Origin of the sequence: Microbispora sp. NPDC046933, assembly GCF_040644635.1 — a bacterium.
Lineage (GTDB): Bacteria > Actinomycetota > Actinomycetes > Streptosporangiales > Streptosporangiaceae > Microbispora.
Window position 1 is genome coordinate 156,177 of record NZ_JBEYWW010000008.1, and the last position, 24,059, is coordinate 180,235.

The following is a 24,059-nucleotide window of genomic DNA, read 5'->3' on the forward strand; positions in this document are numbered from 1 at the left end:
TGGCCAACCAGAAGGACTTTTCGTGACGGAAGTGAACACGCCGCCTGGGCCTCCCGCCGATCGCATCGAGCCGGTCGACATCCAGGCCGAGATGCAGCGCAGCTACATGGACTACGCGATGTCCGTCATCGTGTCCCGCGCGCTGCCCGACGTCCGCGACGGCCTCAAGCCCGTGCACCGCCGCGTGCTGTACGCGATGTTCGACGGCGGCTACCGGCCCGACCGCGGCTACTTCAAGTGCTCCCGCGTCGTCGGCGACGTCATGGGCTCCTACCACCCCCACGGCGACACGTCGATCTACGACACCGTCGTACGGCTCGCGCAGCCGTGGTCGCTGCGCTACCCGCTCGTCGACGGCCAGGGCAACTTCGGCTCGCCGGGCAACGACCCGGCCGCCGCGATGCGGTACACCGAGTGCCGCCTCGCGCCGATCGCCATGGAGATGCTCCGGGACATCGACAAGGAGACCGTCGACTTCCAGCCCAACTACGACGGGCGGTCGCAGGAGCCGGTCGTCCTTCCGTCGCGGTTCCCGAACCTGCTGGTCAACGGGTCCGCCGGCATCGCGGTGGGCATGGCGACGAACATCCCGCCGCACAACCTCCGGGAGGTCGGCGAGGCCGTCAAGTGGGCGCTCGACAACCCCGAGGCCACCGACGAGGAGTTGCTCAACGGGCTGCTCGCGCGGGTCAAGGGCCCCGACTTCCCGACCGGCGCGCTGATCGTCGGCCGCCGCGGCATCGAGGACGCCTACCGCACCGGCCGCGGCTCGATCATCATGCGGGCCGTCGTCGAGGTCGAGGAGGACGCCAAGGGACGGCAGTGCCTGGTCGTCACGGCCCTGCCATACCAGGTGAACCCGGACAACCTGGCGCTCACGATCGCCGAGCTGGTCAGGGACGGCAAGATCACCGGCATCGCGGACGTCCGCGACGAGACGTCCTCGCGCACCGGCCAGCGGCTGGTGATCGTGCTCAAGCGCGACGCGGTCGCCAAGGTCGTGCTGAACAACCTCTACAAGCACACACAGCTCCAGACCACGTTCGGTGCGAACATGATCGCGCTGGTGGACGGCGTGCCGCGGACGCTGCGGCTCGACCAGTTCGTCCGGCACTACATCACGCACCAGATCGAGGTCGTGGTCCGGCGGACCCGGTTCCTGCTGCGCAAGGCGGAGGAGCGGGCGCACATCCTGCGCGGTCTGCTCAAGGCGCTCGACCGGCTGGACGACGTCATCGCCCTGATCAGGCGGTCGCCGTCGGCGGCCGAGGCGCAGGGCGGCCTGATGACGTTGCTGGACATCGACCAGGTCCAGGCGCAGGCCATCCTGGACATGCAGCTGCGCAAGCTGGCCGCGCTGGAACGGCAGCAGATCCAGGACGAATACGACGGCCTGATGGCGCAGATCGCCGACTACCAGGACATCCTGGCCTCCGAGCCCCGGCAGCGCCGGCTCGTGTCGGACGAGCTCGGTGAGATCGTCGCGAGGTACGGCGACGAGCGGAAGACCGAGATCACCGCGTACGAGGGCGACATGTCCATCGAGGACCTGATCGCCGAGGAGGACGTGGTCGTCACGATCACGCGCGGTGGCTACGCCAAGCGGACGAGCACCGATCTCTACCGGGCGCAGCGGCGCGGCGGCAAGGGTGTCAGAGGCGCGCAGCTCCGCCAGGACGACATCGTGGAGCACTTCTTCGTCACCACGACGCACCACTGGCTGCTGGCTTTCACCAACAAGGGCCGGGTCTACCGCTTCAAGGCGTACGAGCTGCCGGACTCGGGCCGGGACGCCCGCGGCCAGCATCTGGCCAACCTGCTCGCCATGCAGCCCGACGAGCACGTGATGGAGATCCTCGACCTGCGGGACTACAACGTGGCGCCCTACCTGGTGCTGGCGACCCGCAGCGGCCTGGTGAAGAAGACGCGGCTCTCCGAGTACGATTCGCCGCGATCCGGTGGCCTGATCGCGATCAATCTGCGCGAAGATGACGAGGTGATCGCCGCCCGTCTCGTCTCCGAGGGTGATGATCTGCTGCTCGTGTCCAAGAACGCGCAGTCGATCAGGTTCACCGCCTCGGACGAGGCGCTGCGCCCGATGGGCCGGGCCACCAGCGGAGTGATCGGCATGCGGTTCGTGGACGGTGACGAACTTCTCGCGATGAACGTCATGAGCGACGGCGATGACGTGTTGATCGCGACCGAGGGTGGGTATGCGAAGCGGACACCCGCCGACCAGTACCCGGTCCAGGGCCGGGGCGGCAAGGGCGTCCTGACAGCGAAGATCGTCAGCGCTCGTGGCAAGCTGGTCGGAGCCGTCATGGTGCGTCCCGAGGACGAGGTCTTCGCGATCACCTCTGCCGGCGGGGTGATCCGTACCAGCGCCGGCGAGATCAAGCAGTCGGGCCGCCAGACCATGGGCGTCCGCCTGATGAACCTGGCAGAGGGTGACAGCGTTGTGGCCCTCGCTCGCAACGCCGAGTCGTTGGAGACCGAGGAGAACGGGGCAGGAGGCGAGGATGAGCGAGCGTAGCGAGCGAATCGTCATCCGCGAATGCGCACCAGGTGAGGCTGTGGCATGAGCGACACCGGTGGGCCGCGGACACCCGGCAGCAAGCAGAGACCCACGGGCGCCCGCCCGGCGTCGTCCCCGAACGGCGTTACCGCGCGGGCGCACGATGGCGGTAGCGTCGCCAAGGTGGCTTCCGAAGGAGATGACGTGACCGCCGCCGACAAGGCGAAGGCCGACGACACCATGCGCATCCGGACCTCGGCCGCCGACCAGCCATGGAAGCGGCAGACGGCGGCGGACGGCGCGCCCGACAACGGCAGGTCCGACGGCGGCGGGGCGACCGCGCAGTACCCCCGGCCCACCGGCCTCGGCACGTCCACACCCCCTGTGGACAACGGCCGCCCGTCTGTGGACAACAGCCGGCCCCCCGTGGACGGCGGTTCCGTACGCGGCCTGAGCTTCGGCCCGGCCGGGGACAAGGCCGAGTCCTCCAAGAAGGACAAGGACAAGAAGCCCGGCGTGCGCCCGCCGCGCAAGGCTCACCTGGTCCTGCGCAGGATCGAGCCGTGGTCGGCGATGAAGTTCAGCTTCGTCGTGTCGCTGGTGTGCTTCGTCGTGCTGTTCGTGGCCGTCGCCGTGCTGTATGGCGTGCTGTCGGCGCTCGGTGTCTTCTCCTCGATCACCGAGACCGTCAACCAGCTCACCAGCGGCGCCGGTGGCGCCGGGGCCGGCACCATCGACATCGCGAGCTGGTTCGAGCCGGTCCGCATCCTCGGGTACGCGGCCCTGCTGGGCGCGCTGAACGTCGTGCTCATCACCGCGCTGTCCACCCTCGGTGCCGTGATCTACAACATCTCCGCGGATCTCGTGGGCGGCGTCGAGGTCACCTTCAGCGAAGCCGAGTGACCCTACCGGTACGGCAGGCCGCCCGCACAAGCGGCCCGCCGTACGGACGCGCCTCGATGGCGCGACCACGGGCCCGGACACGGTAAGCTTTTCCTCGTTCGGAACGACGGATTCGCCACCGGAAACGGGATGCGGTAACCTTCGTTGCGCGGTGCGGGGCTATAGCTCAGTCGGTTAGAGCGCTTCCCTGATAAGGAAGAGGTCCCAGGTTCAAGTCCTGGTAGCCCCACCACGAAGTACCAGCTCAGAGGCCAGTTACCAAGATCAGGGGCCTGGCCTCTTGATCGTTTGCCATCGATTTGCCATCACGGACGTCCGGCAGCAGGTAGCAGACGCTGATCTCATGGCCGATGGCGTGTTGATCGACTTCAAGAGCACGCGGAACGTGCACATCTTCAGCCAGGCGACCATTCAGCAGTTGCTCGGCTACGTGTTACTTGACCTGAACGATCAGTACAGCCTCCGGTCTACTATCGCTCCGCTCCCAGTGCTCCAGTGCCGTTCTCATGCCACCTCAATAGCGAAGATGGCGAAGGGTCACTGAAGTACTAGACCGCGTAGACGGGGGCGAGATCGACGAATATGCGGTAGTCCGAGATCAGGCCGTCGTCGCGGGTGCGCCAGATCGATACGGCTACGGCGCTTGCGTCCTTGCCGTCGAGCCTCCGGTAGGTCACCTCGGTCTCGGCGATGATGTCGGCATCCACCCGCCAGTTCCGGACGATCCGGTGCCGCAGGCCGCCGATGGTGGAGTAGAACTCCCGGAGCCCGGCGACGATGGCCTCACGTCCCGCAAGCGGTTCGGCATTGCCGAATACCAGCGTGGCATCCTCGCTCAGCAATCGCCCAAACTCGTCAGGATCGAACGAATCGACTGATCGAAAAACGCGTCGCACCGCATCGTCGGACATGCCGGTCCCTTCTCACGCAGACGGGATCACTGATGGGGACGATACGGGGCGAAGGATGGCGTACAACTAGCGCATAGGTGGTGATTTCGTCTCCGAGTCCGGGTCGGAGATCTGTATCAGGTCGCCAGGCCGCGGTGGTAGGCGTAGACCGCCGCCTGGACTCGGTCGCGGAAGTCGAGCTTGGTGAGGATGCGTGACACCTATGGCTTGACGTCTCCTGGCTGATCACTAGGCTGGCGGCGATTCCGCTGTTGGACAGGCCGTCCGCGATAAGGCGCAGCACGCGCCAAGCTGCCCGCGCGGGGGTTCAGCGCTTCCTGGTCATTGTGAATGACGGGAACGTGCAGCAAATCAAGGCGGACGTCGCTGTCGCCGGCTATCGCGACGTCAAGATCTGCTTGCAGGAGGGCCTCACCGCGGATGGTGCGGCTCTGACCGGACTGCGGCGTGTCCGTACGGCCGGCTCCGTGTTCGTGAGCGGGATCACCGACCTGGTCCCCGACGACACTTATGAGCGGCTGGCCGCCTGCCCGTCGCCGATCGCTGTGACAACCGCGGTGCTCCAGAACACCTTCATCGGCGGCATTGATCGATCTTTTCAAGATCCCCGTCGGCGTTCTGCAGGCGGCCGGCATAGCCGCCCGCTACCGGCCGGATGTGGTGTTGTCGACGGGAGGTTACGTCAGCGTGCCCCTCGGCCTCGCCGCTCGCCTTCTCGGGCGTCCGCTGGTCATGCACGAGCAGATCACCTCGCTCGGCCTGGCGAACCGCATCCTGGCCCGCGTGGCCACGACGGTCGCGCTCACCCATCCCACGTCCATCGACCACCTGCCTGCGCGGGCACGCGCACGAGCCGTGGTCACGGGCAACCCCATCCGCCCCCAGCTCCTGCACGGAACCCCGGCCCGGGCGCATGAGCGGTACGGCCTGGCCCCGGACCTGCCGCTCGTCTACGTGACCGGCGGCGCCCAGGGCAGCCGGCAGATCAACACCCTGATCGAGCAGGTACTGCCCACGCTGCTCACCCAGGCCCAGGTGCTTCACCAGTGCGGCCGGGACTGGATCGGCCATCTCACCGAGGTCGCCGCCAACCTCCCCGCCGAGATCGGCGAGCGCTACCACCCCACGGCGTACGTCGGCGAGGAACTGCCCGATGTGTATGCCGCCGCGGACATCGTGGTCTCCCGCAGCGGCGCGGGAACCGTGGCCGAGCTGGTCGCGGTCGGAAAACCGTCCGTCCTCATCCCCCTGGTCCCCGCCGCCGGAGACGAGCAGCGTAACAACGCCCGCTACCTCGTCCAGGCCGGAGCCGCTCGCGCCCTACTCGAAGCCGGCCCCACCCCGCAGCAACTCCTGGCCGAACTCGACGAACTCCTCCTCGCCCCTGGCCTTCAAGCGCGTATGACCGATGCCGCCAAAGCCCTAGGCCGGCCCGACGCCGCTGACGCCCTCGCCAAGGTGATCCTCGAGCAAGCGAAGTGATCACAATGCCTGATCGGTGACGACGACATCGCGTTCATCGTCGCGACGGCCTTGATCTAGAGGTCGATGACGACCTTGCCGTGCACGTGCCGGCCGGCCTGGAGCTCGGCCGCGCGACGGATCTGCTCGACCGGGAAGCTCGCCGCGATAGGCAGCCGGAGTCGGCCCGCCGCGACCAGGCGGGCGACCTCTTCCAGGGCGCCGGGGGCGGCGTTCGCGCCGTTGGCCGTCGACACGCCGTCGACTTGCGCGGCGATGGTGCAGATGCGGCCGTCCGGGACGCCGAGTTCCCTTGCGGCGTGCACTGTCTCCGTCCCGTGCAGGTCGATGGCGGCGGTGACACCGCCGGGAGCGAGGGCTCGGACCCGGTCGGCCAGGCCGTCGCCGTAGGCGACCGGCTCGGCTCCGAGGTCGCGCAGGAAATCGGATGATGTCGCCGATCCCGTCCCGATCACGCGCGCTCCTGCGATTCGGGCCAGCTGGACAGCGAACACCCCGACCCCGCCCGCCGCGCCGCCGATCAGCACTGTGTCGTCCGGGCCTGGGTCGACCACGGCGAGGGCGGCGGATGCCGTGCGGCCGGCGATCGTGAGGGTGGCGGCGGTGCGGTCGTCGACGCCGTCGGGAGTGTGATGGGCCTCGTTCGCCGCGATCCCCCCGGCCGGGTCGATCACCACGAAGTCGGCGACCGCGCGGGACAGGGCGCCCCCGAACACCCGGTCGCCGGGCGCGAAGCCGGTCACCCCGTCACCGACCTGGTCGACCAGTCCCGCGTAGTCGGTCCCGAACCCGGCCGGGAGGCTCAACCCGAACCGGGCGGCGGTGTCCGCGTCGGCGGTCATGATCCAGTCCATCGGGTTCAGACCGGCCGCGGTGACCCGCACGCGGATCTGTCCCGGGCCGGCCTGTGGAGCGGGAACCTCACGGATGTCCAGGACTTCGGGGCCGCCGAATGAATCGAGCCGGACCGCCCTGCTCCTGCCCGTCGGCGGTTGATCGCTCTGTTCCTGCATGTACGCCTGTCTCCTTGGGGGACCGAGGGAACGCCTTGAAACGGACTATGCTCCGTTTCATGGATGACCCTAACACAACCGGAGCGTGATCCGTTTTGACTGAGGCGGAGATGCGCGCGCCACGGGCGGACGCAACCCGTAACCGCGACCAGTTGCTCGCGGTGGCGACCCGCGTGTTCGCGTCGGCTGACGCCGAGCCGTCGATGCGTGCGATCGCCCGCGAGGCCGGGGTCGGCATCGCCACGCTCTACCGGCACTTCCCGACCCGCGAGTCGCTGGTCGATGCGGTCTACCGGGACCAGGTCGTGCGGCTGACGACCGGCGCCCGCGAGCTGCTCGGCCAGCTGCCCCCGGCTGCGGCGATGCGGCGCTGGATGGACTTGTTCGGGGACTGGATCGCGACCAAGAACGGCATGCTCGACACGCTGCTTGCGATGATCGAGTCGGGCGAGATCGCCCATGCACAGACCCGGAGCGAGCTACTGGCGGCCATCACCACGATTCTCGACGCCGGTCGCGCGGCGGGCGACCTCCGCTCCGACGTCACCGCCGAAGACATCGCCGCCTCCCTCATCGGCATCTTCACCGTGGCCCCCCGGCGCGAGCATGAAGCCAAGGCCGGTCGCCTGCTGGACCTCCTGATGGACGGCCTCCGGCCCGCCGCCCGGCCGGCGTGAGCCCGGATCGAGGCGGTTAGTGGTGCGCTGTCCACCAATGTTCACCGGGGTGGAGGGAACGAAGCGGGCTTCGCGAGGACCGGAGGTTCCATCCGGCGCCGGTCGGCCGCGATAGCGGCCTTCGGCTTCCGCTGCGGCGATCCCCTCGGCCGTCAGCTCGTTCTGCAGGTCGCGCTGGAACTGCCCGACGGCAGCCGGGTGGAACCCCTCGGCCGCACCCTCGGTCCGGACCAGGAGCCCGGCCTCGGTGAGGATGTGCCGCTGCCGCAGCAGGGACTGGGCTGGGCCGTGGTGGACGGGCGGGAGTAGACGATCCGCACCGGCGCTCCTCGGAAGGACACCGACCCCTGCGAAGGCACCGCAGCGCGATCAAGGCCTACTTCGGGACTGGGGACATCTTCGGGGGCGGAGGGCTGTCAGCGCCGCTGCAGCTTCGCGAGCAGCAGGTTCGAGTCGTTCCCGACCAGGTTGGCGCCGTTGGTCACATAGACCCGATTTCCTCGGACGGCGACGGCCGTGGTCCCCTGCATGCCGTCCTGGGCGTCCAGCAGGGTTTCGTGGGTGCCGTCCGCGTCCACCCGCACGAGCTTGCTGCTCTGGTTGATCGCGGCGAGGATCTCGGTGCCCCGACCGGTGAAGTCGAAGTCGTCGATGCCCTCCAGCCCCGTGGCCCGGACCTCGGCGCGGCCGGAGCCGCCGTCCTTGGTCACCGGGATGCGGACGATGGTGCCGTGGTCGGAGTTGCTCGCCCACACGGCGCCGTCGTGGATCTTCATGCCGTTGGCGCCGAAAAAGGCGCCGGGCGCCAGGACCGGGTCCGCCGACCACACGGAGGCCTCGCCGCCGCGCAGCGGGGCCTGCCAGATGCGCCCGCCGGCGGAGTCGGTGACCAGGAAGCGGTCCCGCTTGCCATCGATGACCAGTGCGTTCGGCATGGTGTCGGCAGGCAGCGGCACGACGAGCCGGGGCTCACCGGAGCGGCGGACCTGCCAGATCCCGGTCAGCCCGCCCTGCCCGGAGGAGTAGAGGAAGTAAACGGCGCCGCTGTTCGACCGGGCGACCCCGGTGACCACGGGGTCCCCGATGACCGGGGTGGTGCCGCCGCCACCCGGAGGTAGCGGCATGGTGACGAGTACCTGGACGGCCCCGTCCTGCGCGACCCGCACCACCTGGCGGCCTGGGATCATGCCGATGACCGCGCCGCCGCCGGGCTCCAGGGCGATGCTCTCGGCGGCCTGGCCCGCGGCCCGGTCAAAGTGGGCGAGGACGCGCACGTCGCCCAGGCGGGTGCCGGCGGCGTGGCCGGTGTGCGTCGGGGTGGTGGCCAAGGCCGGGGTCGGGGCCGGGGTCGCGAGGGCCGCCGGGGCCGCGGCGATCGCGGTACCCGCGGTGAGCAGGGCGGCGAGGCCGAGCGTGGCGGCGCGCCGCCGGAGCCGGGTGGGTCGGTGGAGGGACATGGTTTTCCCTTCGGTTGTGCGGGATGGGGAGGGTCCCGGCGCTCGGCGTGCTGCGCAAGCGCGATCGTGTCGGCGGAACGCCAAAGACTGTATCGCCCGGTACAGAAAGTTCCACCATAGACTGTATCAGCGAGTACAGAACGTCTGTACTGTGAGATACAGAACACGGAGGAGGCGCAATGGGACACACACCGACCACCGCGCGGGGTCGCGCGACCCGAGAGCGCATCCTCGATTCGGCAGCAGACCTCATCCAGCGGCACGGCGTCGCGGCGGTGACGCTGGACGATGTCGAACGCGCCGCGGGGGTCGGCCGAAGCCAGCTCTACCACTACTTCGACGACCGGGACGATCTCATCCGCTCCGTGGTTCACGCCACCGTGGACACGGTGTTGGCCGCGCAGGAACCGCTGCTCCTGGAGGTCGACTCGCTGGCCGGCATCGACCGCTGGTTTGACGCGATCGTGGCCAACGGGACGCGGCAGGACGCGGTGGGCGGCTGCGCGATCGGTTCGTTGGCCAGCCAGCTCAGCGGCCAGGACGACCTCACCCGGCAGGCGTTCGTGGACGCCTTCGCGCGCTGGGAGGCCCCCCTCATCGCGGGCCTGCGCCGGATGCAGGAGTCGGGCGAGCTGCGCCCGGACGTGGACGTGACGGAGCTGGCCGACCTCACCATGGCCGCAATCCAGGGCGGCCTCCTGCTGGCCCAGATCCGCCGTACACCGGACCAGCTCCGTCACGCCCTGGGCGGCGCGCGAGCGGCGTTGAAGGACGCGCTCGCTCCCCTGCCCTGAACGCGGTCCACCTGCCGCTCAGCGCGGGCGACCCACCACGCCGACTCCTACGTGACGGCTGGGGACACCTTCGGGAGCGGAGGGCCTCGACGGCACGCTGATCCCGATCGACCGCCTCCCCGATCAGAAGCCGTACTACTCCGGCAAGCACAACCGCCATGGCATGAACGTCCAAGTGCTCGCCGATCCCGCCGGGCGGATGTCTGGGTCTCACCCGCCTTGCCCGGTGTGGTGCACAACCTGAAAACGTGATCGAACTCCTCCGGTCAGCGGTAGTCGTTCTCCTTCAGTTCGATGACCCAGGCACGACGCTCTGCGATCTTGCCGTCGCGCATGACAAACACCTCGGCCATGGACATGCGCATCTCGCCGCCCGCGGCTCGCTTCGCCGTCCCGGTGAGTTCCGCCATGACGACATTGTCCTGCTCGACCATCCGCACGACCTCCAGGTGAGGAGGGCCGATGAGTTCGGGCGGGCCATCGATGGCCCTGTCATAGGCGTCTTTGCCGGTCAGGTGGAAGGCACCGAAGACGGTCCACTCGATGTCGTCAGTCAGGCAGGACAGGATCTGCTCGTGATCGTTCTTACGGAAACCGTCAAGGTAGGTGTTGACGGTCTCAATGTTCCGCGACATGTCTGCTCCTTTCAATCGGGCGTCCATGGGGTGCCCGGCGGTTCCCTTGTAGGAAGGTCGGAGTGGCCAGAGCGTTCTCGACATCACTTCGACAACTGAACCTGAACACCGGCACCCAGACCGACGGAAAGACGCCCCGGGTCGGAGTGACCTCCGCCCCGGTCACGCCGCTCTCGCGTCCTCACCGGCCAGGAACGGACGCAGCAGCGTGAGCAGGGCGCGCGGCCGGTGCAGCGGGATGATGTGGCCGCAGTCTTCGATGACGTGTCCGGTGAGATCGTCGGTGACCGGGCGGAGCTGGCGTTCCAGCGCAGCACCGACAGGCCGGGCGCCCAGCGCCATCGTCGGCACCGTCAGGCGGGCAGTGGTGACCGCCTGCTCGATCTGTACCGCGCTCTCGGGCAGGGCCCGGTAGTACGAGAACGCGCAGCTCAACGCCTCGCGGCCGGTGTATGCGCGGACGAAGGCGTCCCGGATGGCGGGGGGCACCCCGTCGCCGAGCGTGCCGGCGCGCAGAAACCAGTCGACGTAAGCGGCCTCGTGGCCCTCCAGCACGGTCTCGGCGAGGCCGGGCGCGGCGGAATGGAAGCCGAACCACCACGGCGGCCCGTCGGCGAGGAAGTCCTCCGCGCCGGGCAGCCTGCCCAGCAGTGATTCCATGACGACCAGGCGCCGGACGAGACGGGGCCGGCGCAGGGCGAGGAGGAAGGCCGGAGCGGTGCCCGCGTCGATGCCCACCACGGCGGCCGAGGAGATGCCGAGCGTGGTGAGAAGCGCCGCGGCGTCCTCGGCCAGGGTGCCCGCGTCGTACCCGGAGGCGGCTCGGCTGCTCGCCCCGAACCCGCGCAGGTCCGGCGCGATGACGCGGTAGCGGTCGGACAGATCGGCCATGACGTCCGTCCACAGCTCCCAGGTATGCGGGAAGCCATGCAGCAGCAGGACGGCCGGGCCCGATCCGGCGAGGGCGACGTTCAGTTCGACACCGTTGACGGGGACGCGTCGCAGCTCGGGCATCGAGGGACTCCAGGTGTGTGGTGATAAATGGTGACAAGGTCACGTTAGGGAACTAACCTGGTCCGCTTAAGACGGCACTTTCCCTTCAGGTGGTGAGCCCCAGGTGACCACGTCGAGGCCCGGCGGACGGGACCAGCGGCCCGGTGAGCGCGGTGACCTGCTGGATCCGCGCTGCCCGACCCGCCAGTTACTCGACCGCATCGGCACCAAGTGGACGTCGATGGCGGTCAAGGTGCTGGCCGAGGAGGCTCCGGGTGAGCTCCGCTTCGCGGAACTGCGGCGCCGTATCCCGGGCATCTCTCAAAAGATGCTGTCCGCCACCCTGCAGAGCCTGGTCCGCGACGGCCTGGTCGCGCGCCGCGTCGAACCCACCGTGCCGCCCGCCGTCCACTACCGGCTCACCGAGCTCGGCCTGTCCCTCGAAAGACCGCTCTCCGCTCTGCGGGTCTGGGCCGAGACACACATGCCGGAGATCGAACGCCACAACCAGCTCGCCGACGAGTCACTCCCCAACTAACCGTGCTTACCGTCCCAGGCCGGCCAGGTGCCGGTGGCGGGATTCGGCCTGCAGTCCGGGCGCGGTGCGGCCGAGCCGGGCGAGGCGCGTGGAGGGGGGCGCAGCCAGCGGAACGCCCACCCGCGTCCGTGGGGGTCGAGTGGAGGGGGCGCAGCCAGCGGAACGCCCACCCGCGCCCGTGGGGGTCGAGCGGGGCCCTGAAAACGTGCTTGCGAGATCGTGCGCCTAAGCCTCCGGGAGGCATACATCTCACCAAAGTTTGTCCCACGTCATGACATGCATCTTGGGCGTTTCGTCTTCGTGCAGGTATGCGTGAGAACAGGCGAACATGGCGGGGGGATGCCCATGTGGTCTTGGTGGCGAGATTGCTCGATCCAAGCGCGCTTCACACTCCTTGCCGGAGTGCTGTCCCTGCTCGTCTTCACCGTGATCGCGGTAGGTCTCGACCTCATGATCCGCAACAGGATCAGAGACAACGTCTTCGCCGAGACGCAGCGTGTGGCGACCGACTGGATCGCGTCGATGAAGCCCGGCCGTTCTCCGGTCGCGACACCGACCACTGAGGTCAACCTCCTGCAACTCGTCGACTCGCGCGGCCGGGTGGTGGCGGCCAGCCCCGCCGTCGCGGGCAAGCCGCCGCTGAGCACTGTCCGGCCGCCCTACGACGACCGCATCCTTCACCTGACCGAGTGCTCCCACGGCGGCTGCGTCATGCTCACCGCCAACCGCGTCTCACCCCAGGAGGCCCGCTTCGTGTGGGGGGGCGAGTCGCACATCGTCTATGCCGGAAAGGCCGAACCGCCCGCCCTGGCCTCGCACATCCTGGAGGTCAGCACGCTGACCGCGGCCCTGCTGACCAGTATCTTCACCACCTGGATGGTCTGGTCGCTGGTCGGACGGACACTGCGACCGGTGGAAGCGATCCGCGCGAGAATGTCGCAGATCAGCGTCAGTGACCTGAGCTTGCGGGTGCCGGAACCGGCCTGCGACGACGAGATCGGGCGGCTGGCGCGCACGGCCAACGAGACCCTGTCCCGGCTGGAAGAGGCAGTGGAGCAGCAGCGGCACTTCGCCTCCGTCGTCTCCCATGAACTCAAAACCCCGGTGACCGGCCTTCAGACCCAGCTTGAAGAAGCGGTGCTGTATCCAGACGACGTCGATCAGGGCAAGGTGATCCAAGCGGGGCTGGCGACGACGGAGCGGCTGCGAGCACTGATCGACAACATCCTGATTTTCGCCCGGATCCGCACGGTCGCTCCCGACCCTCCCGAGCCGGTCGACCTCGGCGCGCTGGTACAGGAGGAGTTGATCACCACAACGCGGCCCGTGCCGGTGCATACCCACGTGAAGAGCGGCGTGACGGTCCTCGGCAATCCTGTCCAACTCGCCGAAGTGCTCAACAATCTGGTCGTCAACGCCCAGCGGCATACCGCGACCGGCGTCGAGGTCAGCGCCGAGCGCAAGGATGGCCAGGCGGTGGTCACGGTGAGCGATGACGGCGACGGCATCGCCCCGGAGGACCGCGAGCGGGTCTTCCAGCCCTTCATGCGACTGGACGGTGGGCAGCGCAGGGATCCCACCGGGTCCGGGCTCGGACTCGCCATCTCCCGCGCGATCGTGGCCGCCCACGACGGGACACTGGAGATCGAGGACAGCCCGCGAGGCGCACGTTTCGTCCTCCGCCTGCCGCTGCTCCAGCCTGGCACCACAGACCGTCAGGCATGACCGCGTTACTCGGCAGGCCCGCGGATCTCGTAGAGGTGGGGGAACTTCTCCTAGTGCCGCCCTTAGCGCAACATGTCACAGTAGGAATGTCAGCCTGGAGCTTGGCGACCACCATCTAGCGCAATGGCCCACCTGACGTGCTCCGATGCCGCTGGACCGCCGTATTACGCGCCGCCGGCACTTACCGCCAAGCCCGAAGAGACCGGCAAATGATCGCCAATCGGCGAGGACTTTCTCTACAGGGTCAAGGCGACGGCGCTCCGCGCCGCCGCGCGGCTCTGCGTCCGCTCGGCGGCCGGGCATGCGGCCTGGGGGCCGCTCCCGGCCGCCAGCGACTCGGGCCGCGCGCAGCGTACAGGAAAGCCATTCATCCTGGCGATCGAGCCCAAGTGAGCTGGAGCGATGCATGGCCCGGAAAGGCCGACCCTGACGGCCGGGCCGCTCCCGACCAGGAAGGACGGCGACGTCATGACCTCTGACCTGCGAGGATCGGTGCCGCATCTGGACGAGCTGCAGCGGCGGCTGCCGCTCGCGGCAGTGGCACTGCTGCGCGAGATGACCGGTTGCACCTCCGCTACGTCGACGTCCAGGTCGGTGCCCTGCGCCGCGACGGCGTGTCGAGTCGGCATCAGTTACGCGCCTTAGTCATGTCGAGGTCCTAGAGTCAGGTCCCGGCTGCGTATCCACGCCTTTCACTCCTCGGCGAGGTCGCCCATCGGCACGGAAATCGGTCCTGTCCTACGTTGGGACGTCACTTCGCATTGCGCCAGTAGGTGAGCGTGCGACTCGTGCTCTTGACTACTTGGGGGATGGACTCATTTTGTGGCCAGATCTGCAGCAGATAACGATCGATGATCGCATCCGTCGAGCAGTCCGATTCTGTGGCCCGGTCCATGTGGACGGCGTGATACCGCAATCGGTACCAGCCCGGGCCCGACGACAAGTCGGGTAGCTTGTGAAATCCCTCGCCTCCCCACTCGATAAGGAAGATCCGTCCTGTTTGGGTGTGGAAGCTGATTTCCACGATGTCCTCGTACTCGTTGACGTCCGGCTCTGGATCGCGGTCCGACACGGTCACCGAGAAGCCGACCGTCCCCGTGTGCAGGCCCGTGACCAGGAGACCTTTACCGTCCTTCACTCGAATGATGCCCACAGGGTGCTCGGGATGGTCATCGAGGAAGGTTTCCGGAGCCCCCATGTCGTCGGCGAGGTCAGCGAGGTAGATCTGACGGTAGCTGACATGGACATCGAACGACACGGTCCGATCGGTAGTCATGGTCGGGAATTCTACGGCTATAACGATTCGGAAGACCGCGCATCTCATCACGCCTGGCTGTCTCTGGAGGAGTGGCGCGGGTCCTAGACACAGGTGCGGCCCCGCCCGAGTGAGCGGGGCCGCGTGTGGGCTGGACCGTCTATCGCATCTCACCGAGCAGCAGGGCATGCCACATACCCTGCGGGCCTTCTCAATGGGCCAGCGGTGTGTCTCCTCGACCTTCGGGGTCGGTTCGGCCTGGGTGGTCTTGCGGATGAACGCCTGCCCGCCGGACTGGAGTAGTTCGTAGACAACGGCCCGGCAGTCGCACGTCCAGGCGAGAACGCGCACGCGTCCCACCCCCTCGAAGGGCTTGTGCCACACGAGCTTCACGTGATCTTTTCGGCGCATCTCCCAGTGAGGACTCAGGCACTCGTCCGGGTCCACGACGATGGCCGCCATCAGAGCCGCCGCCTCACCGTGCCCCGCCGTTGGCCCAGCCGACGATCCACCGCACGGCGGACTGCGGTTGGTCGACCGAGGGCAGCGGAACCACCGTCCCGGACTTCGGCAGCGTGATCAGAAAGCGGCGCGGCTTGTCGGTTGCCGTTCGTGATCTGACGCATGGCTCGCCCATCTGTCTCGCTGACGGGTTGAGCGTACGCCAGCCTTCCTAGTCATACCTGATCCATCTCCTAGGTACCTCTAGGTACCTGTGGCAACGACATGGAACGCTTTCGTTCCTACTCTTGAGCCCGTGATCGAGTTCCGGCCTGACCAGCTCAAATGGGAAGCCGTCCTCGAAGAGATACGACGCCGTATCCGGACGGGCGAATACCAGGTGAGACACCCCATCCCTGGCGAACCCCGCATGGCCGAAGAGTTCGGCATCGCCAAGGGCACCGCACGCCGCGTCATCAACGAACTGCTCAAAGCAGGAGACGTCTACACCGTGCTCGGCAAAGGCACCTTCGTCGCCGACCCCGAGACCGGCGGCCCGCCCCGCAGAGACACCGAAGACGAGTGAAGGCCCCCGAACGAATCCAGGGGCCTTCAGCCTTCTATCGGTTGTCAGCGAGACGATGGAAGGCGCACCAAGCGTAGAGCCGACGAGCCGAGGGCAGTAGCCTCCGGCCGTGGCGCCGCCGGCCCAACCGCTTCGCGGCCCTTCGGGTGCCTACGGCATTGCGCCGGCCGCACCACTCCCGCACTCACATCCGCCGGTCAGGCCGACTCTCCCCGCTCACGAGTGATCCGGCGCGCCGTGGCGAGATGGGTTCGAGCGCGTTCGGGTCGAAGTTGCCCCACGACCCCATGCCCTTGCCGACGGGATGGACGATCACGGCGTGGAACGCCTCCATGACCATCGCGCGCTTGGTGCCCATGGAGAGACCGCCCTGGTCCTCGGGCAGATACCAGCGCCGCCTAATGTCGGCCCCGTCAACGATGCGCCGAGCCCGCTTGCGTTCCTTGGCCGCCGTGTACGCCCGGCCCTCCCGCCGCAACTCGTTGATCCGCTGCTCACAGGTACGGGGCGACCAGGGTGACCGTCACAACCGTGACGATGAGCCCACATTTGGTGAACTGCCAGAAGCTGATCGGGGTGCCGTTGCGTGCGGCGATGCCCCAGGACGACGACGTTGGCGGCGGCGCCGACGGCGGTCGCGTTGCCGCCCAGGTCGGCCCCGAAGGCCAGCGCTCACCACAGCACCTGCGTCGGCCCGCCGCCAGGCGGCGCCTCGTAGCAGGCGCAGGCCGTTGAGGCCGACGATGACGGTGGAGCCCTCGTGTCCGGCCACGCCGAGCGGTAGTGGCAGGTCGCCGAGCAGGTCCCAGGCCACCAGTACGGCGATGAACGCGGCGGCGATGGCGAGGTTGGCGACGACCAGGCGGCGGGCGCGGCGGGCCAGGGCGATCACGGCGGGGATGGTGGCCAGCTCGTCGCGGGTGATGACGACATCGGCGGCGTCCAGGGTCAGGTCGGCGCCGGTGTGGCCCATCGCGATGCCGATGTGTGCGGTGGCCAGGGCGGGGGCGTCGTTGACGCCGTCGCCGGCCAGCGCCACCCGTGCCCCCTGCTGCTGCAGGTCCCGTACGGCGTCGACCTTGTGCTCGGGCAGCAGGCCGGCGCGGACGTCGGTGATGCCGGTCTGGGCGGCCAGGTGGGCGGCGGCGCGGGGGTTGTCCCCGGTCAGCAGGACCGGTGCGGCGTGAGTGAGGGCGGTCAGGCGGGCCACGGCGTCGGCGGCGCCGGGCCGGATGCGGTCGGCCAGGGCCAGCACCGCGGCCGGGCGGCCGTCCAGCAGCATCACCACCGCGGTGTGCCCGCCGTCTTCGAACTCGGCCACCAGGGCGCGGGCCGGGTCGGCATCGCGTTGTCCCTCCGGCAGAAGGTGGGCCGGGCTGCCGATCTCGACCAGGTGCTCGGCGACGTGGGCGCGCACGCCCCGTCCGGGCGTCGCCGCGAAGCCTGTGGCCGGGGGCAGGTGCAGGCCCTTGTCGCGGGCGGCCGCGGCGACGGCCCGGCCCAGAGGGTGTTCCGAGCCGTCCTCGGCCGCGGCGGCGAGCGTGAGCAGCTCGCCCTCGCCCAGGCCGCTGCCGGGCAGGGCGCGGATGTGGGTCAGGTGGGGGCGGCCCTCGGTGAGGGTGCCGGTCTTGTCGAAGGCCACCTGGGTGACGTCGGCGAGCTGTTCCATGACCACCGCCGATTTGACCAGCACGCCGTGGCGTCCGGCGGTGGCGATCGCGGCCAGCAGTGGCGGCATGGTGGCCAGCACCACCGCGCACGGCGAGGCGACGATCATGAACGTCATCGCGCGGAGCAGGCTGCCCTGCAGGTCCTGGCCCAAGGCCAGGGGGATCGCGAACAGCGTGAGGGTGGCGGCGACCATGACCAGCGAGTAGCGCTGCTCGACCTTCTCGATGAACAGCTGGGTGCGTGCCTTGGTGGCGCTGGCCTGCTCGACCATGGCCACGATCCGGGCGATCACCGTCTCGCCGGCGGGGCGGCCCACGCGCACCCGCAGCACGCCGGCGCCGTTGACGGTGCCGGCGAACACCTCGTCGCCGGCCTGTTTGTCCACCGGGAGACTCTCTCCGGTGATGGTCGCCTGGTCGACGTCGCCGGCCCCGGCGACCACCCGGCCGTCGGCGCCGATGCGCTCCCCGGGCCGGACCACGATGACGTCGCCGACGGTCAGATCGGCGGTCTCGACGACCTCTTCCTGTCCCGCCGGATCGAGCCGGGTGGCCGTTTCGGGCGCCAGGTTCAGCAGGGTGCGCACCGAGTCGGCGGTGCGCTTGGTCGCCACCGCCTCCAGCGCGCCTGAGGTGGCGAAGATGACGATCAGCAGCGCGCCGTCGAAGACCTGCCCGATCGCGGCGGCGGCGATCGCCGCGGCGACCATCAGCAGGTCGACGTCCAGCGTCCGCTCGCGTAGCGCCCGCAGCCCGGCCAGGCCCGGTTCCCATCCGCCGGCGGCGTAGCAGGTCAGATACAGCCCCCACCACAGCCAGGAGGGCGCCCCAGCCAGCTGGCAGATGCCGCCGGCGGTGAAGAGCACGGTGGCGGCGATCGCCCAGCGCACCTCGGGCAGTGATCCGGCCCCGGATCGCCACCACGCCCCTGGGCGGCCGGGTGCGGCTGCGGCCCCGGGAACGGGACGCGTTGTCAGGTCTGTCGTCACTCTGTCAGCTTATATGCGCACTCATGCAGATACGTAGGTAGTGGGGTTCGGGGCTATGCTGGCGGCATGCACACCTCGCTGCCCGACTTCGAAATGCCGAACGAGGAACAGGTGCACCTGGCCGCCGAGTCGTTCCGGCTGCTGTCCGATCCCACCCGCATCAAGATCTTGTGGGCGTTGCTGCAGGGCGAGTCGTCGGTGGCCTGCCTGGCCGAGCTCGCCGGCGCCGCGCCGACCGCGGTCAGCCAGCACCTGGCCAAGCTGCGCCTGGCCGGACTGGTCAAGGGCCGGCGCGAGGGGACCTTCGTCTACTACAGCGCGGCCGACGAGCACGTACGCCGCCTGCTGGCCGAAGGCCTGTTCCACGCCGACCACATCGACCGTGGCGACCAGGACTCCGCCGCCACGCCGACCGTAAGCGCCGCCTCCTGACGCTCGCGAGCGCGGCGACCGGCGGTCCGCCCGGCCTCCGATGCGGCTCCATCGCCCGTGCCTCGGCTCACACGTACTTGCCGAGCAGCGACGATTTGGGGTCGTTCGGCTCTATCGATCGGTAGGGCGGGGCGATCGTATGGAGGGCAGCACTCTCATCGTCTCGTCATTGGGGGCGCGACATGCTGCGCTGGCCGGGGCTCTGATCGCGGTGTCGGCGAGGCGGTCCACCGCGGAGTGGTCAACGCCGGCGGTGTGGTCGACATCGAGGTGACGGCCACCGCCGAGGACAGCACGTACGCGCAGATCGTCCGGCTGGCCGAGCAGGCGGGCGCGCGTTCGCGGGACCGAGTACGCGCAGGAGGAAAGCATGGCGGGGCTGACCACAGCCGAGGTCGCCGAGCGGATCGCCCGCGGCCAGGTCAACGACGTCCCCGCCCGGTCCTCCCGGTCCACCGCGGAGATCGTGCGGACCAACGTGTTCACCCGGTTCAACGCGATCATCGGCGCCTTGTTCGCCGTCATCGTGGTCGTCGGCCCACTCCGGGACGGTCTGTTCGGCCTGGTGGTCATCGCCAACACCGGGATCGGCATCCTTCAGGAGCTGCGCGCCAAGCGCACCCTCGACGCCCTGGCCCTCGTCGGGCAGGCCAGGCCCGTGGTCCGCCGAGACGGCGTGCCCGTCAGCGTTCCCGTCTCACAGATCGTCCTGGACGATCTGATCGAGATCGGCACCGGGGACAAGTGCGTCGTCGACGGCACCGTCACCCAGGCGGACGGGTTGGAGATCGACGAGTCGCTGCTGACCGGCGAACCGGACCCGGTGCCCAAGCAGCCCGGCGACGCGGTGCTGTCCGGCAGCTTCGTGGTGGCCGGCAGCGGGGCCTTCATCGCCACCAAGGTCGGCCGCCACGCCTATGCCGCCCAGCTCGCCGAGGAAGCCAGCCGCTTCACCCTGGTCCACTCCGAACTGCGCTCCGGCATCAGCCGCATCCTCAAGTACGTGACCTGGATGATGGTCCCCGTCGCGGTCGCGCTGATCATCAGCCAGCTGTATCTGCAGCACCACGACTGGCCCGAAGGGGTACGGCGGATGGTCGGGGGCATCGTGCCCATGGTCCCCGAGGGGCTGATCCTGCTGACCTCCGTGGCCTTCGCCATCGGAGTGATCAGGCTAGGCCGCAGAAGGTGCCTGGTCCAGGAACTGCCCGCCATCGAGGGACTCGCCCGGGTGGACATCGTGTGCCTGGACAAGACCGGCACCCTCACCCAAGGCGGCATGCGCGTCAGCGACCTCATCACCTTCGACCGCGCGAGTTCGACGCAGCCGGCCCAGGCCCTGGCCTGCCTCGCTGCCGCCGACCCGCGACCGAATGCCAGCCTGCAGGCCATCCTCGACGCCTACGGGACCAGTGAGCGCAATGGCTGGCGCTGTACCGCCGTGCTGCCGTTCTCCTCGGCCCGAAAATACAGCGCGGCCGTGCTCGACAGCCCGGACGGGCCGCGCGGCACCTGGCTGCTCGGCGCTCCGGACGTCCTTCTACCGGCAGGCGACCCGCGTCTGGCCACGGCCGACACGCTCGCCGCACAGGGCCTGCGTGTCCTCCTCCTGGCCACCAGCGGCAACGACCTGAACCATCCCGCACTCACCCAGCACACCAACCCCGTAGCCCTGGTCGTGCTCGACCAGCGTCTACGCTCTGACGCCGCCGCCACGCTGCGCTACTTCGCCGACCAGGGCGTCGCCGCGAAAGTCATCTCCGGTGACAGCGCGGTCTCGGTCGCCGCGATCGCCACCCGGCTCCACCTGCCCCGCACCGAACATCCCGTCGACGCCCGGCGGCTCCCCACCGAACCGGACCAGCTGGCCAGGACACTGGAGGAGACGACGGTCTTCGGACGCGTCACCCCCCGGCAGAAACGCGACATGGTCGCCGCTCTGCAGGCGCGTGGTCACACCGTCGCCATGACCGGCGACGGGGTCAACGACGTCCTCGCGCTCAAAGACGCCGACATCGGTGTCGCCATGGGCGCCGGCAGTGACGCCACCCGTGCCGTCGCGCAGATCGTGCTGCTGGACAACGACTTCGCCGTCTTGCCGGCGGTGGTCGCCGAAGGTCGGCGTGTCATCGGCAACATCACCCGGGTCGCCAACCTGTTCCTCACCAAAACCGTCTACTCGGTCCTGCTCGGCCTGCTGGTCGTCATCTGGCGGGTGCCCTACCCGTTCCTGCCCCGCCACTCCACCCTGCTGTCCGCCCTCACCATCGGGCTGCCCGCGTTCTTTCTGGCCCTGGCTCCCAACACGGAACGCGCCCGGCCCCACTTCGTCCGCACCGTCATGCGGTTCGCCCTGCCCGGCGGGCTCATCGCAGGCACCGCCACCTTCGTCACCTACCTGATCGCCCGCCGGCACTACGGCGCCCCGGGGCTCGCCGCCGCGACCAGCGCCGCCACTCTGACGCTCTTCTTGATCTCCTTGTGGGTCCTGGCCATCATCGCTCGCCCCTACACCCGGTGGCGCGCAACCCTCGTGATCGCGATGGCCGTGTCCTTCATGGCCGTGCTGGCCACCCCCTGGCTCCAACACTTCTTCGCCCTGAAACTGGTCGGCTTCCCCATCCCCTGGACTGCGGCCGGCGTCGCCGTCGTCGCGGCGGCCGGGCTCGAACTGGCCTGGAAACATATCCGCACACCCCAATGAGCCGCCACGACGCGCAGAGAGCGGTGCCGAACTTCCCCCGGTGCACTCCTTCGTCCCGCGCGGCGCGCTTCGAGTCCCGCGCGGCGCGCTTCGAGTCCCGCGCGGCGCGCTTCGAGTCCCGCGCGGGGCGCTTCGAGTCCCGCGCGGCGCGCTTCGAGAAGGGAACCATGCCTCGGCCTCCTCGCCCGTTGGGCATCACCGTCCGCAGGTCGCGGACCAGAAGCGCATGTTCAGCTCCCCACTAATCGGCCTTTACGCGAGCCATCGCAGACCATGGCCACGTTCACGGCACGCGGCCGCTCTGCAGATCGTCCTTGGACGGCTCGCTGATAATCGGCACTGTCGCTTCAAGGAAGACCCACTTCCGGTACGCCCAAAACCGAAAAATTGAGCCTAGACCGATTCCGAGTACGTTCGCTGCGTTGAGCGGTAGCGGTGTGTCCCATTTCAACGTGTACTTAGTGAAGCCGACGAGAAGCAGCCCCATCAGAAGCGCTATGCCATTAAGCAGGTAGAAGAGGAGGTACTCGCGTGTGAGTCCCACGCGCTCGCGATCCTTCCAGGTCCAGTATCGGTTGCCGGTATACGCGAATATGGTCGCCACGCTGGCGGCAAGGACCTTGGAAGTCATCGCGCCAAGCCCGAGCCCGAAGCAGGCCAGGTTGAAGAGAGTTGTCTCTATGAGGAAGCAGGCAGCGCCGACCAGGCCGAATGCCGCGAATTCCCGGAAAGGCCCAGCAAATCGCCTGTAGACGCGGCGCACGAGAGGGGTGGGGCCTCCAGGTTGGTCGGCTCTGACACTGTGAGGACCGTCGGCTGAGATCACGACGGCATTGTGTCAGGTGTTCTGTTCGCCGCCCGTGATGCCCCAGAACTCGCGCGTGCAGGGCATGCACATCTGATTCTCAGCTCTGACCGCGTCGGTCGTACTCCATTTGATGCCTTTGGATTTCGTCCGCGTTGTCGACCGTCCAGTCGTACAACCGGCCGAACGGTTCGCGCAGCGATTCGCCGAGCGGCGTGAGCGAGTACTCGACCCCGACCGGCGAGGTGGGGAGCACGCGGCGCGCGATCATCCCGTTGCGCTCCAGGCGGCGCAGGGTCTGGGTCAGGACGCGCTGGGTGACGCCCTCAAGGCGGCGCTTGATCTCGTTGAAGCGCCTGGGCTCGTTGAGGACCGCCATCACCATCATCGACCACTTGTCGGCGATCTGGTCGAGGATGGGGCGGCTGGGGCAGTCGGCCCGGTAGACGATGTCCGCTGAGGTGCCGGCTTCGGGAATGGCCATATCGGTATCCTTCGCGATCCCTGAGATGCCGAAAGTGCGTTATTGACGGCCGGTCGCAGGCCGCCACATCGTAAGTATGCATCGGGAACCTAGATGCACATCAGATACGGATCGGGGATCTCCATGAACGACGCCTACACGACCTTGCGAGTGAGCCGCGACGCCGGCATCGCCCGCGTCACTCTCGACAATCCACCTGTCAATGTCCTGGACGTCGCCCTGATGGGCGACCTCCGGCGCCTGCTGACCACGCTGCGGGACGACGACTCGGTTCGGGTCATCGTGTTCGACAGCGCCAATCCTGAGTTCTTCATCGCCCACGTCGACATGTCGCTTGGCGACACGCCGGACGCGTTCGACAAGTTCGCGCAAGACCTTCCGGAGGGTGTCAACGTTTTCCAGGCTTTGGGGGAACTGCTGCGGCACCAGTCCCAGGTGACCATCGTCAAGCTCGCTGGGATGGCGCGCGGCGGCGGGGCGGAGTTCGTCGCCTCCGCGGACATGACGTTCGCGGCGATCGGCCGTGCTGGGATCGGCCAGATCGAAGCCCTCATGGGCATCGTGCCCGGCGGAGGGGGCACGCAGTATCTCGCCACCAGGGTCGGCCGCAACCGCGCGCTGGAGGCGGTGCTGAGTGCCGACCTGTACGACGCCAAGACCGCGGAGCGCTACGGCTGGGTCAACCGGGCCGTCCCCGCCGACGAACTCGACGTCGTCGTCGACCGGCTCGCCCGCAACATCGCCGCCTTGCCCGAGGGCGTGATCGCGGCGGCCAAGCGCGCCATCCCGCCGGAGGACCTGGCCGAGGGGCTCCTGCGGGAGAACGACGCTTGGATGGGGCAGATCATTCGCCCTGCGGCCACGGAGCTGATCCGCGACGGACTGGCCCACGGCGCCCAGACCCCCGACGGCGAACGCGATCTGGAGGGCCTCCTCCGGAGACTGGCGGGTTAGGACCAAAGGGGGGGCAGGCCGTAGTGGAGGGGCGTACCGCGGTGCCGAGGCTGGGGAGGTCTGTCTACCCGTGGTTGCTGGTGTGGCGGCCCGGCG

21 protein-coding genes, 1 tRNA gene and 3 pseudogenes are annotated in these 24,059 nt (G+C 68.7%); 14 read left to right on the forward strand and 11 right to left on the reverse strand.

Translation table 11 applies throughout. The features are described 5' to 3' along the window. The first annotated feature begins 22 nt into the window (after positions 1-22). From gyrA to ABZ857_RS13375, 3 genes are all read left to right on the forward strand, one after another. On the forward strand, positions 23-2,533 hold the full coding sequence (gene gyrA / locus ABZ857_RS13365) for a DNA gyrase subunit A (protein ID WP_357042265.1): 2,511 nt from the start codon (positions 23-25) through the stop codon (positions 2,531-2,533). 186 nt (positions 2,534-2,719) lie between these two features. Further along, positions 2,720-3,418: a DUF3566 domain-containing protein gene (locus ABZ857_RS13370; RefSeq protein WP_357042268.1), complete on the forward strand. Its 699-nt coding sequence runs from the start codon at positions 2,720-2,722 to the stop codon at positions 3,416-3,418. A gap of 155 nt (positions 3,419-3,573) precedes the next feature. Continuing rightward, positions 3,574-3,650: transfer RNA gene (locus tag ABZ857_RS13375), tRNA-Ile, on the forward strand. A 316-nt stretch (positions 3,651-3,966) separates the two neighbouring features. On the opposite strand, the gene ABZ857_RS13380 is transcribed toward ABZ857_RS13375, so the two are convergent. Together ABZ857_RS13380 and ABZ857_RS13385 are read right to left on the reverse strand one after the other, a co-directional pair. Continuing rightward, complete coding sequence (locus tag ABZ857_RS13380; protein WP_357042271.1) at positions 3,967-4,329, reverse strand: nuclear transport factor 2 family protein; 363 nt, start codon at positions 4,327-4,329, stop codon at positions 3,967-3,969. A 116-nt stretch (positions 4,330-4,445) separates the two neighbouring features. Continuing rightward, a pseudogene (locus ABZ857_RS13385) lies at positions 4,446-4,612 on the reverse strand (helix-turn-helix transcriptional regulator); the annotation flags it as partial. 293 nt (positions 4,613-4,905) lie between these two features. On the opposite strand from ABZ857_RS13385, the pseudogene ABZ857_RS13390 reads away from it, so the two are divergent. Both ABZ857_RS13390 and ABZ857_RS13395 read left to right on the forward strand, forming a co-directional pair. Then, a pseudogene (locus tag ABZ857_RS13390) lies at positions 4,906-5,118 on the forward strand (glycosyltransferase); the annotation flags it as partial. 66 nt (positions 5,119-5,184) lie between these two features. Beyond that, positions 5,185-5,811, forward strand: coding sequence for a glycosyltransferase (locus ABZ857_RS13395; RefSeq protein WP_357042562.1), 627 nt, complete (start codon positions 5,185-5,187; stop codon positions 5,809-5,811). Positions 5,812-5,867: 56 nt separating this feature from the next. On the opposite strand, the gene ABZ857_RS13400 is transcribed toward ABZ857_RS13395, so the two are convergent. Beyond that, positions 5,868-6,824: an NADP-dependent oxidoreductase gene (locus tag ABZ857_RS13400; RefSeq protein WP_357042274.1), complete on the reverse strand. Its 957-nt coding sequence runs from the start codon at positions 6,822-6,824 to the stop codon at positions 5,868-5,870. Positions 6,825-6,919: 95 nt separating this feature from the next. Here ABZ857_RS13400 and ABZ857_RS13405 point away from each other — a divergent pair, with 95 nt between their 5' ends. Next, a complete protein-coding gene (locus tag ABZ857_RS13405; protein WP_357042277.1) occupies positions 6,920-7,501 on the forward strand; it encodes a helix-turn-helix domain-containing protein in 582 nt (193 codons plus the stop codon). A gap of 416 nt (positions 7,502-7,917) precedes the next feature. Here ABZ857_RS13405 and ABZ857_RS13410 read toward each other — a convergent pair whose 3' ends face one another. Next, positions 7,918-8,958 (reverse strand): hypothetical protein, encoded by a 1,041-nt coding sequence (locus ABZ857_RS13410; RefSeq protein WP_357042280.1) that lies wholly within the window; start codon positions 8,956-8,958, stop codon positions 7,918-7,920. Between the two features lie 179 nt (positions 8,959-9,137). On the opposite strand from ABZ857_RS13410, the gene ABZ857_RS13415 reads away from it, so the two are divergent. Both ABZ857_RS13415 and ABZ857_RS13420 read left to right on the forward strand, forming a co-directional pair. Then, positions 9,138-9,752, forward strand: coding sequence for a TetR/AcrR family transcriptional regulator (locus tag ABZ857_RS13415; RefSeq protein ID WP_357042283.1), 615 nt, complete (start codon positions 9,138-9,140; stop codon positions 9,750-9,752). Positions 9,753-9,837: 85 nt separating this feature from the next. Further along, a pseudogene (locus tag ABZ857_RS13420) lies at positions 9,838-9,995 on the forward strand (transposase family protein); the annotation flags it as partial. 23 nt (positions 9,996-10,018) lie between these two features. Here ABZ857_RS13420 and ABZ857_RS13425 read toward each other — a convergent pair. Together ABZ857_RS13425 and ABZ857_RS13430 are read right to left on the reverse strand one after the other, a co-directional pair. Beyond that, positions 10,019-10,387 carry a nuclear transport factor 2 family protein gene (locus tag ABZ857_RS13425; RefSeq protein WP_357042286.1) on the reverse strand — a complete coding sequence of 123 codons (369 nt, stop codon included), beginning with the start codon at positions 10,385-10,387 and terminating at the stop codon, positions 10,019-10,021. A 162-nt stretch (positions 10,388-10,549) separates the two neighbouring features. After that, positions 10,550-11,401 (reverse strand): alpha/beta fold hydrolase, encoded by an 852-nt coding sequence (locus ABZ857_RS13430; RefSeq protein WP_357042289.1) that lies wholly within the window; start codon positions 11,399-11,401, stop codon positions 10,550-10,552. Positions 11,402-11,504: 103 nt separating this feature from the next. Here ABZ857_RS13430 and ABZ857_RS13435 point away from each other — a divergent pair, with 103 nt between their 5' ends. Both ABZ857_RS13435 and ABZ857_RS13440 read left to right on the forward strand, forming a co-directional pair. Next, positions 11,505-11,918 (forward strand): helix-turn-helix domain-containing protein, encoded by a 414-nt coding sequence (locus tag ABZ857_RS13435; RefSeq protein ID WP_357042292.1) that lies wholly within the window; start codon positions 11,505-11,507, stop codon positions 11,916-11,918. 402 nt (positions 11,919-12,320) lie between these two features. Then, positions 12,321-13,643 carry a HAMP domain-containing sensor histidine kinase gene (locus ABZ857_RS13440; RefSeq protein WP_357042295.1) on the forward strand — a complete coding sequence of 441 codons (1,323 nt, stop codon included), beginning with the start codon at positions 12,321-12,323 and terminating at the stop codon, positions 13,641-13,643. 751 nt (positions 13,644-14,394) lie between these two features. Here the strand turns inward: ABZ857_RS13440 and ABZ857_RS13445 are convergent. Continuing rightward, positions 14,395-14,919 carry a hypothetical protein gene (locus tag ABZ857_RS13445; RefSeq protein WP_357042298.1) on the reverse strand — a complete coding sequence of 175 codons (525 nt, stop codon included), beginning with the start codon at positions 14,917-14,919 and terminating at the stop codon, positions 14,395-14,397. Positions 14,920-15,655: 736 nt separating this feature from the next. Between ABZ857_RS13445 and ABZ857_RS13450 the strand changes: the two genes are divergently transcribed. After that, positions 15,656-15,925, forward strand: a complete 270-nt coding sequence (locus tag ABZ857_RS13450; protein ID WP_357042300.1) for a GntR family transcriptional regulator — start codon at positions 15,656-15,658, stop codon at positions 15,923-15,925. A gap of 184 nt (positions 15,926-16,109) precedes the next feature. Here ABZ857_RS13450 and ABZ857_RS13455 read toward each other — a convergent pair whose 3' ends face one another. Continuing rightward, on the reverse strand, positions 16,110-16,403 hold the full coding sequence (locus tag ABZ857_RS13455) for a hypothetical protein (RefSeq protein ID WP_357042304.1): 294 nt from the start codon (positions 16,401-16,403) through the stop codon (positions 16,110-16,112). Positions 16,404-16,448: 45 nt separating this feature from the next. Next, the gene (locus ABZ857_RS13460; protein WP_357042307.1) at positions 16,449-18,485 is read right to left on the reverse strand and encodes a heavy metal translocating P-type ATPase; all 2,037 of its coding nucleotides are present in this window, start codon (positions 18,483-18,485) and stop codon (positions 16,449-16,451) included. 165 nt (positions 18,486-18,650) lie between these two features. On the opposite strand from ABZ857_RS13460, the gene ABZ857_RS13465 reads away from it, so the two are divergent. After that, a complete protein-coding gene (locus ABZ857_RS13465) occupies positions 18,651-19,016 on the forward strand; it encodes a metalloregulator ArsR/SmtB family transcription factor (protein ID WP_357042310.1) in 366 nt (121 codons plus the stop codon). A 370-nt stretch (positions 19,017-19,386) separates the two neighbouring features. Further along, positions 19,387-21,720, forward strand: coding sequence for an HAD-IC family P-type ATPase (locus tag ABZ857_RS13470; RefSeq protein ID WP_357042313.1), 2,334 nt, complete (start codon positions 19,387-19,389; stop codon positions 21,718-21,720). A gap of 283 nt (positions 21,721-22,003) precedes the next feature. Here ABZ857_RS13470 and ABZ857_RS13475 read toward each other — a convergent pair whose 3' ends face one another. Both ABZ857_RS13475 and ABZ857_RS13480 read right to left on the reverse strand, forming a co-directional pair. Next, complete coding sequence (locus ABZ857_RS13475; protein WP_357042315.1) at positions 22,004-22,546, reverse strand: GtrA family protein; 543 nt, start codon at positions 22,544-22,546, stop codon at positions 22,004-22,006. 79 nt (positions 22,547-22,625) lie between these two features. Further along, positions 22,626-23,009, reverse strand: coding sequence for a helix-turn-helix domain-containing protein (locus tag ABZ857_RS13480; protein WP_357042318.1), 384 nt, complete (start codon positions 23,007-23,009; stop codon positions 22,626-22,628). Between the two features lie 123 nt (positions 23,010-23,132). On the opposite strand from ABZ857_RS13480, the gene ABZ857_RS13485 reads away from it, so the two are divergent. Beyond that, positions 23,133-23,963 (forward strand): enoyl-CoA hydratase/isomerase family protein, encoded by an 831-nt coding sequence (locus ABZ857_RS13485; protein WP_357042321.1) that lies wholly within the window; start codon positions 23,133-23,135, stop codon positions 23,961-23,963. Positions 23,964-24,059: the final 96 nt, after the last annotated feature.